Raw genomic sequence first — 13,865 nt, forward strand, 5'->3', positions numbered from 1 at the left:
AGTCAGCCCCTCCCCAGGAGCAGCCGGGCCTCGCCGACCGTGATGACGGAACCGGTGACGACGACGCCACCGCCCGCGTACTCCCCCTCTTCCTCGGCGAGGGTGATCGCGGCCTCGAGCGCGTCCGGCAGACGCGGCTCGACCTGGACGCGCTCGTCACCGAAGACCTCCACGGCGAGCCCGGCCAGCGTGTCGGCGTCCATCGCGCGGTGGCTGGAGTTCTGCGTGACGACGACTTCGGCGAAGATCGGCTCGAAGGCTTCGAGCAGCCCCCTCATGTCCTTGCCCTCACTGGCTCCGACCACGCCGATCAGCCGGCTGAAGTCGAAGACCTCGCTGATCGCCTCGGCGGTGGCGCGGGCGCCCGCCGGGTTGTGCGCGGCGTCCAGGACGATGGTGGGTGAGGTGCGCACGACTTCGAGGCGGCCGGGCGAGGTGACCGCGGCGAAGGCCTTGCGGATGGTGTCGATGTCCAGCGAGTGCGCGTGCTGCGAGCCGATGCCGAAGAAGGCCTCGACCGCGGCGAGCGCGACGGCGGCGTTGTGCGCCTGATAGGCGCCGTGCAGGGGCAGGAAGATCTCTTCGTACTCCCCGCCGAGCCCCCGGAGGGTGAGCAGTTGGCCGCCCACCGCCATCTTGCGGGCGACCACGCCGAACTCCAGGCCCTCGCGGGCCACCGTCGCGTCGACCTCGACGGCCTTCTTCAGGAGCACCTGCGCGGCGTCCACCGGCTGCTGAGCCATGATCACTGTGGCGTCCGGCTTGATGATGCCGGCCTTCTCGGCGGCGATCTCGCCGGGCGTGGTGCCCAGGCGGTCGGTGTGGTCCAGGTCGATGGGCGTGACGACGGCGACCGAGCCGTCGATCACGTTCGTCGCGTCCCAGCTGCCGCCCATGCCGACCTCGACGACGCCGACGTCCACGGGGGCGTCCGCGAAGGCCGCGTACGCCATGCCCGTGAGGACCTCGAAGAACGAGAGCCTGTACTCCTGCTCGGCGTCGACCATCTCCACGTACGGCTTGATGTCGTTGTACGTCTCCACGAAGCGCTCGGCCTCGATGGGGGCGCCGTCCAGACTGATCCGCTCGGTGATCGACTGGACGTGGGGCGAGGTGTACCGCCCGGTGCGCAGCTCGAAGGCGCTGAACAGAGCCTCGATCATGCGGGCCGTGGACGTCTTGCCGTTCGTCCCCGTGATGTGGATCGAGGGGTACGCGCGCTGGGGCTCGCCGAGGACGTCCATCAGCGCGGAGATGCGGCTGACGGAGGGCTCCAGCTTCGTCTCCCCCCAGCGGCTCGCGAGCTCCGTCTCGACCTCGCGCAGCGCCTTGTCGATCTCCGGGTCGGTGGGGCGGGAGGGGATGTCGCCCTCGGGCGGGCCCGCCTGGGTGCGCAGGGTGCGGCTGCCCGCCTCGATCACGGCGAGGTCGGGGTCACGGCTGGTCTCGGCTCCGACGATCTCTTCGAAACGGTCGCCGCTGTTGTCGCGGTCGGGGTGCTCGCTGTCAGGCGGGGGGAGGTCACTCACGTACGCCAGTCTACGGAGGCCCACTGACAGCCGCCGTCCGGACCTGCCCCGGCCCGTTTGGGACTTAAGTCACGTTCGATTCGGGGCCGAGGACCCGCCGATCCGGTCAATCGCCGGGCAAACTTGGTGATCATGGACATAGGTATCGACCTCGGCACAGCGAACACCCTTCTCTACGTCCGCGGTCAGGGGATCGTGCTCAACGAACCGTCCGTCGTCGCCATCAAGGAGGGGGCCCGGACGGCCCTGGCCGTCGGCACGGAGGCCAAGTTGACGATCGGCCGCACTCCCGGGTCCATCACCGCCATCCGTCCCCTCCGGGGAGGCGTGATCAGTGACTACGAAGCCGCCGAGGAGATGATCCGGCACTTCGTGCGCAAGGCCGTGCCAGGACGTCGCCCCCGTACGCGGATGGTGATCTGCGTGCCGAGCGGCGTCACGCAGGTCGAGCGGCGGGCCATCGTGCACGCGGCTCAGCGGGCCGGGGCGCGGGCCGTGTATCTGGTGGAGGAGCCGATGGCGGCGGCGATCGGGGCGGGGCTTCCGGTGGCGGAGCCGCAGGGTTCGATGGTGGTCGACATCGGCGGCGGCACGACGGAGGTCGCCGTGATCTCGCTGGGCGGGATCGTCACGGCGCAGTCGCTGCGGGTGGGCGGTGACCGCCTTGACGAGGCGATCACGACCTTCGTGCGCAAGGAGCACGGCCTGCTCATCGGCGAGCGGACCGCCGAGGACATCAAGGTCGCGATCGGCTCGGCGTGGCCGGTACCGGGGGACGACGCGCTGGAGTCCCGGACGTTCACCGTGCGGGGCCGGCAGAAGGTGGCCGGGCTGCCGAAGACGGTGGAGCTGACGGTGCGGGAGGTGCGGGCCGCGCTGGAGGAACCGGTGGAGGCCGTGATCGCCGCGGTGCGGGCGACGCTGGAGGAGTGCCCGCCGGAGCTGTCCGGCGACATCATGGAACACGGCATCGTCCTGACGGGCGGCGGCGCACTGCTGCCGGGCCTCGACCTGAGGCTGGCTTCGGCCACGGGGATCCCGGTGTTCGTGGCCGATAATCCGCTGGACAGTGTGGCGTTGGGGTGCGGGAAGTGTGTGGAGGACTTTGATGGGTTGGAGCGAGTGATGTCGGCGGCGTAGGCCTCCGGCCGGGGGGCGGTGGGGGTGCGGGGCTGGTCCGTCTTGGGGGCGGAGCCGCGCCGGTATGTCCGTCCTCGCCATCACGGTCCGAGCGCTTGGCTGCTGCGGCCCCGGAGTCCGGCTCACCGTGCTCCGGGCAGACATACCGGCACGTCCCCTCGCGTGCGCTGCCGACTGCGGGTGCGTGGCGGCTGTTCTGCGAGCAACGGGCGTACGCGCCCAACCCACCGTCGCGGCAGGAATCCCCCGGGCGCCGGCCCCACCCGCCCCCTGCCGCGGCCCAATCCGCGAGCACCGCGGGGCAATCGGGCGGGTGGGCGGGAAAAGCTTGTTCGGCAGGGGCCCCTCGGGGCGCGGGCGGCGGCAGAACGGGGCAGGGGCCCGTGGAACCGTATGGCTCCATGGGCCCCCGGCCTGACTACGCCGCAGGCAGGCCCTCCAGCTGGGCCTGGAGGCGGGCGATGTCGTCGTCCGCCTTGGTGAGGCGGCCGCGGATCTTGTCGACCACGTTGTCCGGCGCCTTCGCCAGGAACGCTTCGTTGCCGAGCTTCGCCGTGGCCTGCGCCTTCTCCTTCTCGGCCGCCGCGAGGTCCTTCGCGAGGCGCTTGCGCTCCGCCGCGACGTCGATCGTGCCGGACAGGTCGAGCGCGACCGTGGCGCCCGAGACCGGCAGCGTCGCGGTGGCCGTGAACTCCTCGCCCTCCGGCTGGAGGCGCAGGAGCTGGCGGATGGCCGCCTCGTGCGGGGCCAGCGCCGTGCCGTCCAGGGAGAGCCGGGCCGGGACCTTCTGGCCCGGCTGAAGCCCCTGATCGGCGCGGAATCGGCGGACCTCGGTGATGACCTGCTGGAGCGTCTCGATCTCCCGCTCGGCCCCGGTGTCACGGAAGCCGCTGTCGGAGGGCCACTCGGCGATCACGAGGGACTCGCGGCCGGTGAGGGTCGTCCAGAGCGTCTCCGTCACGAACGGGACGATCGGGTGCAGGAGCCGCAGCGTCACGTCCAGGACCTCGCCCAGGACGCGGCCCGAGACCTTCGCCGCCTCGCCGCCGCCCATGAACGTGGTCTTGGACAGCTCGACGTACCAGTCGAAGACCTCGTCCCACGCGAAGTGAAAGAGCGCGTCCGACAGCTTGGCGAACTGGTAGTCGTCGTAGAGCGCGTCGACCTCGGCGACCGTCGCGTTGAGCCGGGACAGGATCCAGCGGTCCGTCGCCGACAACTGCTCGACGGGCGGCAGTTCGCCCTCGATCGTGGCGCCGTTCATCAGCGCGAAGCGCGTGGCGTTCCAGATCTTGTTGGCGAAGTTCCGCGAACCCTGGACCCAGTCCTCGCCGATCGGCACGTCGACGCCGGGGTTGGCGCCGCGGGCGAGCGTGAAGCGGACGGCGTCCGAGCCGTACTTGTCCATCCAGTCCAGCGGGTTGACCGCGTTGCCGAAGGACTTCGACATCTTCTTGCCGAACTGGTCGCGGACCATGCCGTGCAGCACGATCGTGTGGAACGGCGGGGTGCCGTCCATCGCGTACAGGCCGAACATCATCATCCGGGCGACCCAGAAGAAGAGGATGTCGTAGCCGGTGACCAGGACCGAGTTCGGATAGAACTTCGCCAGGCTGTCGGTCTGCTCGGGCCAGCCGAGGGTGGAGAACGGCCACAGGCCGGAGGAGAACCACGTGTCGAGAACGTCGCTGTCCTGGGTCCAGCCCTCGCCGGTGGGTGCCTCGTCTTCGGGACCGACGCAGACGACCTCGCCGTTGGGCCCGTACCAGACCGGAATACGGTGGCCCCACCACAGCTGGCGCGAGATGCACCAGTCGTGGAGGTTGTCGACCCAGTCGAAGTAGCGCTTCTCCATCTCCTGCGGGTGGATCGCGACCTTGCCGTCGCGGACCGCGTCACCGGCGGCCTTCGCGAGCGGGCCGACCTTGACCCACCACTGCATCGAAAGGCGCGGCTCGATGGTGGTCTTGCAGCGCGAGCAGTGGCCCACCGAGTGCGCGTACGGGCGCTTCTCGGCGACGATGCGGCCGTCGGCGCGCAGGGCGCCGACGATGGCGCTGCGGGCCTCCAGGCGGTCCAGGCCCTGGAAGGGACCAGGCACCGTGATCACCGCGTGCTCGTCCATGACCGCGATGTTCGGCAGGTCGTGGCGCTGGCCGATCTCGAAGTCGTTCGGGTCGTGCGCCGGGGTCACCTTGACGGCGCCGGTGCCGAACTCGGGGTCGACGTGCTCGTCGGCCACGACGGGGATCGTGCGGTCGGTCAGCGGCAGCTTGATCTGCTTGCCGACCAGGTGCTTGTAGCGCTCGTCGTCGGGGTGGACCGCGACGGCGGTGTCACCGAGCATGGTCTCGGCGCGGGTGGTGGCGACGACAATCGTCTCGTCCCCCTCCCCGTACTTCATGGACACGAGCTCGCCGTCGTCGTCCTGGTACTCGACCTCGATGTCGGAGATCGCCGTCAGACAGCGCGGGCACCAGTTGATGATGCGCTCGGCGCGGTAGATCAGCTCGTCGTCGTAGAGCTTCTTGAAGATGGTCTGGACGGACTGCGAGAGGCCCTCGTCCATCGTGAACCGCTCACGCGACCAGTCGACGCCGTCGCCGAGGCGGCGCATCTGCCCGGAGATCTGACCGCCGGACTCGTTCTTCCACTGCCACACACGCTCGATGAACGCCTCGCGCCCCAGGTCGTGGCGGGACTTGCCCTCCTTGCCGAGCTCGCGCTCCACGACGTTCTGCGTGGCGATGCCCGCGTGGTCCATGCCCGGCTGCCACAGCGTCTCGAAGCCCTGCATGCGCTTGCGGCGGGTGAGGGCGTCGATGAGCGTGTGTTCGAAGGCGTGGCCCAGGTGCAGGGAGCCGGTGACGTTCGGCGGCGGGATGACGACGGTGTAAGGGGGCTTGTCGCTCTCGGCGTCGGCGGAGAAGTAGCCGCGTTCCACCCAGCGCTCGTACAGCGTCCCCTCTACCTCGGCCGGCGCGTACTGGGTCGGCAGTTCGGTGATGGGCGCTGGATTCTGCTGCTGAGTCTTCTCGGTCACCGGGCCAGTTTAGAGGTGTCACAGTCCCGTCCCGAAACCGGATTCTTGAGTAACGGTTGCGGCCGTGCGCCCCATGACCCTTCGCCTTCGGTCAGGATGTCGGCATCACATAAGCGTTCGGAGGGGAACCCACGCAATGAGTCACAACCAGCCTGGCCCGTACGGCGGGCAGCAGCCCCAGCAGCCCGGTCCGTACGGGCAGCAGCCGGGTCAGCCTGGCCCCTACGGCCAGCAGCCGCAGGCACCCCAGCCGGGCTACGGCTACCCCCAGCAGGCACCGCAGGGAGTCCCCCCGCAGCAGGGCGGCTACAGCCAGCCGCAGCAGCCTGGCCCTTACGGGCAGCAGCCGGGTCAGCAGGCCCCTTACGGGCAGGTTCCGCCGCCTCCGCCGCCCGCGGGGGGCGGCAAGAAGACGGGCCTCATCATCGGCGCGGTCGTGGCGCTCGTCGCGATCGGCGGCGGGGTGTGGTGGTTCACGGCGGGCAAGGACGACAGCTCGTCGGCGGGCAACTCGGCGGTGTCGGACGACGGCCCGCACAAGCTCGTCACCCCCGAGACGGTGCTCTCCGATTACCAGAAGCAGCCGTCGACCGGTGAGGGCTTCAGCGACGACGACATGGACAGGGCCAAGAAGGACGGCGTCAAGAACGGCAAGCCCGTCGACGCCGACTACCGGTCGGGGGACAAGAGCAACCCGCTGGCCGGGAAGATGCTCAAGTTCATGGGCGTGTACGGGGAGATCGACAACCCGTCCAAGGTGGTCGACGGCATGTTCGCCAAGATGAAGAAGCAGTCGGTGAACGAGGACACCGACACCGGCAAACTGATCGGCAGCCCGAAGAGCTTCGACGCGGACGGCGCGGTCCTCAAGTGCCAGGAGACAGAGGTCAAGGGTGGCGGCTCCGGACCGAAGTCCATCCGCATGCCCGTCTGTATCTGGGGCGACAACAGCACCCTCGGCATCGTGATCCCGGTCGACATGGCGTCCGCCATGACGGGCAAGAGCGCCTCGCTCGACGACGCGGCGGACACGACGACGAAGCTCCGCAAGGAAGTACGCGTCAAGTCCTGATCCCGACGCCCTCACGCGGCGCCTCGCGCACAGCAGCCCCGGTCGCTTCGGCCGGGGCTGCTTCCGTCAGGATGTCGGAATCACATAAGCACACTCAGGGGGAACCCACTCATGAGCTACAACCAGCCGGGCCCGTACGACGGGCAGCCGCCCCAGCAGCCCGGCCCGTACGGCAGCGGGCAGCCTCCCCAGCAGCCCGGCCCCTACGGCCAGCCGCCCCAGGCACCCCAGCCCGGCTACGGCTACCCTCCGCAGGCACCGCAGCAGGGCTACAGCTCCCCCCAGCAGCCGAGCCCCTACGGACAGCAGCCGCAGGCTCCCTACGGGCAGTTCCCGCCGCCTCCGCCCCCGCAGGGCGGCGGCAAGAAGACCGGCCTGATCATCGGCGCCGTGGCCGTGGTCATAGCGGCAGCGGTCGGCGGCTACTTCTTCCTCGCGGGCGGTGACGACGACAAGGGCGACGGCAAGAAGGGCGGCTCCTCCTCCGTGGCGGGAGGCGGTGGGATCAAGGACGACGGCCCGCACAAGCTGATCACGCCGGCGACGGTCCTCACCGAGTACAAGAAGGGCGAGGAGGGCGGCAGCGAAGGGGGCATGAGCTCCAGCGACATCGAGAAGGCCGAGCAGCACGGCGTGAAGAACGCCAAGGATGTCGCGGCCCAGTACCAGTCGGGGAGCGAGGACAACCCGCTGGCGCAGAAGATCCTGCAGTTCAACGGCGTCTACGGCGACATCGCCGACCCGGAGAAGGTTGTCGACGCGATGTTCGGCGAGGCGGAGAAGAACGCCCAGGAAGGCGGCAGCGGCAGCAGTGGCGAGTCGATGACCCTGGTCGGCAGCCCCAAGGAGTACAACCCCGCCGGGCTCGACGGCGCGGTCATGAAGTGCCAGGAGATGAAGCTCGACCTCGGCGGATCGTCGACCGCCGGCAGCAGCAGTTCGGGCGCGAGCAAGATGTCGATGGCAACCTGCATCTGGGGCGACCACAGCACGCTCGGCATCGTGATCACTACGGACGTGGCGAGCGCCATGGGCGGCACGGGCGCCGACCTCGACGCGGCCGCGGGGACGACGGCCAAGTTCCGCGGAGAGGTCCGCGTCAAGCTCTGACCCTCACCCCAACCGCCTTGGAGAGACGCCCGCTTGGGCCTCTCCGAGGCGACGGGCCATGTGCCACCCCGCCAGCCCACCGAGCTTCCCCGTCGTCCAGGATGTCTGACGTACATCAACATCCAGACGGGGAGCCCCTAAGTGAGCTACAACCAGCCAGGCCCGTACGCCGGACAGCAGCAGCCGCAACAACCCGGCCCCTACGGGCAGCCGCCCCAACCGCCCCAGCCCGGCTACGGCTACCCGCCTCAACCCCCTTACGGGCAGGCGCCGTCCGGCGGTGGCGGGAAGAAGGCCGGGCTCATCGTCGGCGTCGTCGTCGCGGTCGCCGCGATCGGAGCCGGGGTGTGGTGGTTCACCGCCGGCAAGGACAGCGGCTCCGTCGCCGATGACGGGAAGATCTACAAGCTCACCGCGCCCGCCACCATCCTCGGCGGCGAGTACAAGAAGGACAACTCGGGCGGAGACGGCGGCGGCATGTCGTCGAGCGACATCAAGGACCTGGAGAAGCAGGGCGTCAGCAACCCCAAGGACGCCTTCGCCGCCTACAACTCGGGCGAGGGCGCGTCCATGCGGTCCCTCAACTTTTCCGGTGTGTACGGCGAGATCGACGACCCGGAGAAGGTCGTCGACGCCATGTTCGCCGAAATGAGGAAGAAGTCCACCGAGGAGCCCGGGAGCATACAACTCATCGGCAGCCCCAAGGAGTTCACTCCGGACGGATTCGAGAACGGCGTCATGAAGTGCCAGGAAGCCGAGTTCAAGATGGGCGAGACCGGCGCGGGCGACGAGGACGTCCCGAACAGCTTCAAGACGCCGATGTGCGTCTGGGGTGACCACAGCACGGTCGCGTACGTCGCCCACTCGGACGTCGCCGCCACCGCGAGCGGCAAGGACATCGCTCTGGAGGATGCCGCCGGCCTGACGGCCAAGCTCCGTGCCGACGTCCGCGTCGAGGTCGAGTAGCAACGGCAGCAGCCGGATACGTGGAAGGGGCGCCCGGCGATCGAATCGCCGGGCGCCCCTTCCACGTAGGCCTGGAAACCAGATAGACCTGGTAACTACGCGGACTTCATCTCGCCCGTCCCCGGACCCCGCGCATCACGCGGCACCAGCGTCGGGTTCACATTCGAGTGGACGACGTCCGCCGTGATGACGACTCGGGCCACGTCCTTGCGGGACGGAACCTCGTACATCACCGACTGGAGGACCTCCTCCATGATGGCGCGCAGGCCACGCGCGCCGGTCTGCCGCAGGATCGCCTGGTCGGCGATGGCCTCCAGCGCCTCGCGCTCGAAGTCCAGCTCCACGCCGTCGAGTTCGAAGAGGCGCTGGTACTGCTTGACGAGTGCGTTGCGCGGCTCCACCAGGATCTGGAGCAGCGCCTCGCGGTCCAGGTTGTGGACCGAGGTGATGACCGGGAGGCGGCCGATGAACTCCGGGATCATCCCGAACTTCACCAGGTCCTCCGGCATGATGTCCTCGAACCGGTCCTTCTCCTGAAGCTCGCGCTTGGAGTGGATCGTGGCGCCGAAGCCGATGCCCTTCGCGCCCGCCCGCGACTCGATGATCTTCTCGAGGCCGGCGAACGCGCCGCCCACGATGAAGAGCACGTTCGTCGTGTCGATCTGGATGAACTCCTGGTGCGGATGCTTGCGGCCGCCCTGCGGGGGCACCGAAGCCGTCGTGCCTTCCAGGATCTTCAGGAGCGCCTGCTGGACACCCTCGCCCGAGACATCGCGCGTGATCGACGGGTTCTCGCTCTTACGCGCGACCTTGTCGATCTCGTCGATGTAGATGATGCCGGTCTCGGCCTTCTTGACGTCGTAGTCAGCGGCCTGGATCAGCTTCAGGAGGATGTTCTCCACGTCCTCGCCGACATAGCCCGCCTCCGTGAGCGCCGTCGCGTCCGCGATGGCGAACGGGACGTTCAGCATCCGCGCGAGCGTCTGCGCGAGGAGCGTCTTGCCGGAACCTGTCGGGCCGAGCAGCAGGATGTTGGACTTGGCGAGTTCGATCGCGTCGTCACGGCCCTGCGCTCCGCCGGTCTCCCCGGCCTGGACCCGCTTGTAGTGGTTGTAGACCGCCACCGAGAGGGCTTTCTTCGCGGGTTCCTGGCCCACGACGTATCCCTCGAGGAATTCGTAGATCTCGCGAGGCTTGGGGAGTTCCTCCCACCGCACCTCGCTCGTCTCCGCGAGCTCTTCCTCGATGATCTCGTTACAGAGGTCGATGCACTCATCGCAGATATACACGCCGGGACCTGCGATGAGCTTCTTGACCTGCTTCTGACTCTTCCCGCAGAACGAGCACTTGAGCAGATCGCCGCCGTCACCGATGCGTGCCACGAGGTGCTTCCCCTTCGCCTGGGAGACGCCACGTTCAGCGACTCCTGGTGCCTCATATCCGACGGTACCTTGCCGAGCCCCCCGTTCGGGCCCCCCTTGGCACGGTTCGCTTTGACGTGAACCGTGCCAAGGAGCGGCAGATGCTACAGGTCTGCGTCAGACGACCGAGGCGTTGTTCATCTTCCGAGTGGAGATGATCTGGTCGATCAGGCCGTACGCCAGCGCGTCCTCGGCAGTGAGGATCTTGTCGCGCTCGATGTCGTCGCGGATCTTCTCGATCGGCGTCGTCGAGTGCTTGGCCAGCATCTCCTCCAGCTGCGCACGCATCCGGAGGATCTCGTTCGCGGCGATCTCCAGGTCGGAGACCTGCCCGCGGCCCGTCTCGCTGTAGGGCTGGTGGATCAGGACACGCGCGTTCGGGAGCGCCATGCGCTTGCCCGGCGTACCCGAAGCGAGGAGCACGGCGGCGGCCGAGGCCGCCTGGCCCATGCAGACCGTCGAAACGTCCGGCTTCACGAACTGGATCGTGTCGTAGATGGCCGTGAGGGCCGTGAACGAGCCGCCGGGGCTGTTGATGTAGATGGAGATGTCGCGGTCCGGGTCCATCGACTCCAGGCACAGGAGCTGCGCCATGACGTCGTTGGCGGACGCGTCGTCGATCTGCACGCCGAGGAAGATCACGCGCTCCTCGAAGAGCTTCGCGTACGGGTCGTACTCACGCACGCCCTGCGAGGTGCGCTCGACGAAGCGCGGGATGACGTAGCGGGATTCGGCGGTGGGGCCGGTGTACTCGCCGGTGGAGCCGGTGTACTCGGCCATGGTGCGCTCGTAGAGGCCGCTGCCGGGGTAGTTCTTCATCTCTGTAGGTCTCCTGAGGAGCGTGGGCTTGATCGGCTTCGGAAGGCTGAGCGGTGAGGCTCAGGCTCCGGTGCCGCCGCCGCCCGGCATGCTGGCCGCATTGGGCATGATGTCGTCGATGAGGCCGTACGCCTTGGCCTCTTCCGGGTCGAACCAGCGGTCACGGTCCGAGTCGTGCGTGACCTGCTCGACGGTCTGACCCGTGTGGAACGCGGTGAGGTTGGCCATCTTCTTCTTGGTCAGAAGGAGACGCTCGGCGTGGATCTTGATGTCCGACGCGGAGCCCGCGAGACCGGCGGAGGGCTGGTGGATCAGGATCTCGGCGTTCGGCAGCGCGAAGCGCTTGCCCGGCGTGCCGGCGCTGAGCAGGAACTGGCCCATCGAGGCCGCCATGCCCATCGCGATCGTCACCACGTCGTTCTGGATGTACTGCATGGTGTCGTAGATCGCCATGCCGGCCGTGATGGATCCACCAGGGCTGTTGATGTAAAGGAAGATGTCCTTGTCCGGCTCTGCGGCAAGGAGCAGCAACTGCGCGGTGATCTTGTTGGCGATGTCGTCGTCCACGGCCTGGCCGAGGAAGATGATCCGCTCGCCGAGCAGCCGGTTGTAGACCTGGTCGCCGAGGCCACCACCGATGGAGGGGTCGCCGGCGGCGGAGGGCATCAGATTCGTCACGTATCCACCTGCTCGTCTTACGACGGCGCCGGGCCGTCTCACGTCTTCTTCTGAGGCTAGGGACCCCGCGTGCTCACCGCTCCGGGGCGGCTTCGGGGACTCCCCTGCCCTCGTATTCATGGACCCTAACGCGCGAGCCCCTCCGGGGAATCCCGCAGAGTTCACTGTTCGCTGTGAGCGCAGGTTCTGGCGGGGGCGCCTCGTCAGGGCCGCCGGGGTGCCCCGTCAGGGGCGCGGGGAACTGCGCGGCCCGCCCCCACAGGGCCGCAGTCGCGTGTGCCGCGTCAGGCCCCACGGCGGGTGCGGGTCGCACTGGGTTGCTCGCGCAGTTCCCCGCGCCCCTGACGGGGCCCTGGCGGGGTGCAAAGGGCCCCCGGGAGGAATTCCTCCCGGGGGCCCTTCATGCTTCAGCCGAGCGCAACGGTCAGGCTTCGGTCTTCTCGGTCTTCTCCTCGGCGGCGTCAGCCGACTCCGTGGCTTCGACCGTCTCGGCGGTCTCGTCCTCGTCGTCGAGGTCGACGACCTCGCCGTTGGTGTCCTTGACCGTGGCCGCCTCGACGACGACCGCGAGGGCCTTGCCGCGGGCGACCTCGCCGACCAGCATCGGGACCTGGCCGCCTTCGACGACGGCCTGGGCGAACTGGTCGGGGGACATGCCGGAGGACTGCGCGCGACGCATGAGGTGCTCGGTGAGCTCCTCCTGGTTCACGTTCAGCTTCTCCTTGTTGACGAGCTCGTCGAGGACGAACTGCGTCTTGATGCCCTTCTCGGCCTGCTCCTTGGTCTCGGCGTCGAACTCTTCCTCGGTCTTGCCCTGGATCTCCAGGTACTTCGCGAGGTCGAGGCCCATCTGGCCGAGCTGGTGGTTCACCAGGTTGTGCTTGCGGGTCTCGATCTCGTCCGCGAGGAGCTTCTCGGGTACGGGGACCTCGACCAGCTCGAGCAGCTTCTCCAGGACGCGCTCCTGGGCCTGCGTCGCCTGGTCGTACTGCTTCATGTTCTCGAGGCGCTTGCGGCTGTCCGCCTTGACCTCGTCCAGGGTGTCGAACTCCGACGCGAGCTGCGCGAAGTCGTCATCCAGGGCGGGCAGTTCACGGGCGGCGACCTGGGTGACCTTGACGGTCACCTCGGACTCCTTGCCCGCGGCGGAGCCGCCCTTGAGCTCGGAGGTGAAGGTGGCTTCGCCACCGGCCTCCAGGCCCTTCACGGCGTCGTCGATGCCCTCGAGGAGCTCGCCGGAGCCGATCGTGTAGGAGACGCCGGACGCGACGCCGTCCTCCAGGATCTCGCCCTCGACCTTGGCCTCCAGGTCGAGCGTCACGACGTCGCCGTCTTCGGCGGCGCGCTCGACCGGCGAGGTGGACGCGAAGCGCTCACGGAGCTCCTCGACGGCCTTCTCGACGTCCTCGTCGCTGACCTCGACCGCGTCGACCTCGACCTCGATGCCGGAGTAGTCCGGGATCTCGATCGCGGGACGGATGTCGACCTCAGCGGTGAAGTTGAGGGTCTCGTTGTCCTTCAGCTCGGTGATGTCCACCTCGGGCTGGCCCAGGACGTTGAGCTCGGCCTCGTTGACGGCCTCGGTGTAGAACTTCGGGAGCGCGTCGTTGACGGCCTCTTCGAGGACGGCGCCGCGGCCGAACCGCTGGTCGATGACGCGGGCCGGGATCTTGCCCTTGCGGAAGCCCTTCACCGTGACCTGCTGGTTGATCTTCTTGTAGGCCGCGTCGAGGCTTTCCTTGAGCTCCTCGAAGGGCACCTCAACAGTGAGCCGAACCCGAGTCGGGTTCAGGGTCTCCACGGCGCTCTTCACGGTTCGGTCTCCTTGGGGCTGACTTCTTGGGATTCTGCCCGGCCTCAGAGACACACGGGCACACAGCTTGCATAGTAACGGCAAGCGGGAGCCGACCCACAACGCGATCTTCCTGCTGGTCGGGGTGGCGGGATTTGAACCCACGGCCTTCCGCTCCCAAAGCGGACGCGCTACCAAGCTGCGCCACACCCCGTCGGTGCGACACGTAGGGTACATGCCCGCAGGCAGTGCGGCCCCCGGTTAATCGTGAGTACGTACGGGGTGTGCGGGGAGG

General features: G+C 68.4%; 10 protein-coding genes and 1 tRNA gene. 4 read left to right on the forward strand and 7 right to left on the reverse strand.

The window, feature by feature from the left end; translation table 11 throughout:
- Positions 1-2: 2 nt before the first annotated feature.
- Positions 3-1,529, reverse strand: a complete 1,527-nt coding sequence (locus tag ACGFX9_RS04565; RefSeq protein WP_393464443.1) for a bifunctional folylpolyglutamate synthase/dihydrofolate synthase — start codon at positions 1,527-1,529, stop codon at positions 3-5.
- Between the two features lie 132 nt (positions 1,530-1,661).
- Here ACGFX9_RS04565 and ACGFX9_RS04570 point away from each other — a divergent pair, with 132 nt between their 5' ends.
- Positions 1,662-2,669: a rod shape-determining protein gene (locus ACGFX9_RS04570; protein WP_393464446.1), complete on the forward strand. Its 1,008-nt coding sequence runs from the start codon at positions 1,662-1,664 to the stop codon at positions 2,667-2,669.
- A gap of 418 nt (positions 2,670-3,087) precedes the next feature.
- Here the strand turns inward: ACGFX9_RS04570 and ACGFX9_RS04575 are convergent, their stop codons facing one another.
- Positions 3,088-5,712, reverse strand: coding sequence for a valine--tRNA ligase (locus ACGFX9_RS04575; RefSeq protein ID WP_393464449.1), 2,625 nt, complete (start codon positions 5,710-5,712; stop codon positions 3,088-3,090).
- A 136-nt stretch (positions 5,713-5,848) separates the two neighbouring features.
- Between ACGFX9_RS04575 and ACGFX9_RS04580 the strand changes: the two genes are divergently transcribed.
- From ACGFX9_RS04580 to ACGFX9_RS04590, 3 genes are all read left to right on the forward strand, one after another.
- The gene (locus tag ACGFX9_RS04580; protein WP_393464452.1) at positions 5,849-6,784 is read left to right on the forward strand and encodes a hypothetical protein; all 936 of its coding nucleotides are present in this window, start codon (positions 5,849-5,851) and stop codon (positions 6,782-6,784) included.
- Between the two features lie 111 nt (positions 6,785-6,895).
- On the forward strand, positions 6,896-7,894 hold the full coding sequence (locus ACGFX9_RS04585) for a hypothetical protein (RefSeq protein WP_393464455.1): 999 nt from the start codon (positions 6,896-6,898) through the stop codon (positions 7,892-7,894).
- 141 nt (positions 7,895-8,035) lie between these two features.
- Positions 8,036-8,860, forward strand: coding sequence for a hypothetical protein (locus tag ACGFX9_RS04590; RefSeq protein WP_393464458.1), 825 nt, complete (start codon positions 8,036-8,038; stop codon positions 8,858-8,860).
- A gap of 95 nt (positions 8,861-8,955) precedes the next feature.
- Here ACGFX9_RS04590 and clpX read toward each other — a convergent pair whose 3' ends face one another.
- The 5 genes from clpX to ACGFX9_RS04615 all read right to left on the reverse strand — a co-directional run bounded on the left by clpX (position 8,956) and on the right by ACGFX9_RS04615 (position 13,784).
- Entirely contained in the window at positions 8,956-10,242 is a 1,287-nt protein-coding gene (gene clpX / locus ACGFX9_RS04595) for an ATP-dependent Clp protease ATP-binding subunit ClpX (RefSeq protein WP_361828289.1), read from the reverse strand.
- 156 nt (positions 10,243-10,398) lie between these two features.
- A complete protein-coding gene (locus ACGFX9_RS04600; protein WP_393464461.1) occupies positions 10,399-11,100 on the reverse strand; it encodes an ATP-dependent Clp protease proteolytic subunit in 702 nt (233 codons plus the stop codon).
- A 60-nt stretch (positions 11,101-11,160) separates the two neighbouring features.
- Complete coding sequence (locus tag ACGFX9_RS04605) at positions 11,161-11,766, reverse strand: ATP-dependent Clp protease proteolytic subunit (protein WP_393465642.1); 606 nt, start codon at positions 11,764-11,766, stop codon at positions 11,161-11,163.
- 436 nt (positions 11,767-12,202) lie between these two features.
- Positions 12,203-13,591: a trigger factor gene (gene tig, locus ACGFX9_RS04610; RefSeq protein ID WP_393464463.1), complete on the reverse strand. Its 1,389-nt coding sequence runs from the start codon at positions 13,589-13,591 to the stop codon at positions 12,203-12,205.
- 116 nt (positions 13,592-13,707) lie between these two features.
- A tRNA-Pro gene (locus ACGFX9_RS04615) sits at positions 13,708-13,784 on the reverse strand.
- Positions 13,785-13,865: the final 81 nt, after the last annotated feature.

The organism is Streptomyces sp. NPDC048436 (genome assembly GCF_043200355.1).
GTDB lineage: Bacteria > Actinomycetota > Actinomycetes > Streptomycetales > Streptomycetaceae > Streptomyces.

What these genes read in the sequence shown, in the direction of transcription:
- ACGFX9_RS04570 (WP_393464446.1), top strand. Translation starts at nt 1,662, where the DNA reads ATGGACATAGGTATCGACCTCGGCACAGCGAACACCCTTCTCTACGTC.
- ACGFX9_RS04580 (WP_393464452.1), top strand. Translation starts at nt 5,849, where the DNA reads ATGAGTCACAACCAGCCTGGCCCGTACGGCGGGCAGCAGCCCCAGCAG.
- ACGFX9_RS04585 (WP_393464455.1), top strand. Translation starts at nt 6,896, where the DNA reads ATGAGCTACAACCAGCCGGGCCCGTACGACGGGCAGCCGCCCCAGCAG.
- ACGFX9_RS04600 (WP_393464461.1), bottom strand. Translation starts at nt 11,100, where the DNA reads ATGAAGAACTACCCCGGCAGCGGCCTCTACGAGCGCACCATGGCCGAG.
- ACGFX9_RS04605 (WP_393465642.1), bottom strand. Translation starts at nt 11,766, where the DNA reads ATGCCCTCCGCCGCCGGCGACCCCTCCATCGGTGGTGGCCTCGGCGAC.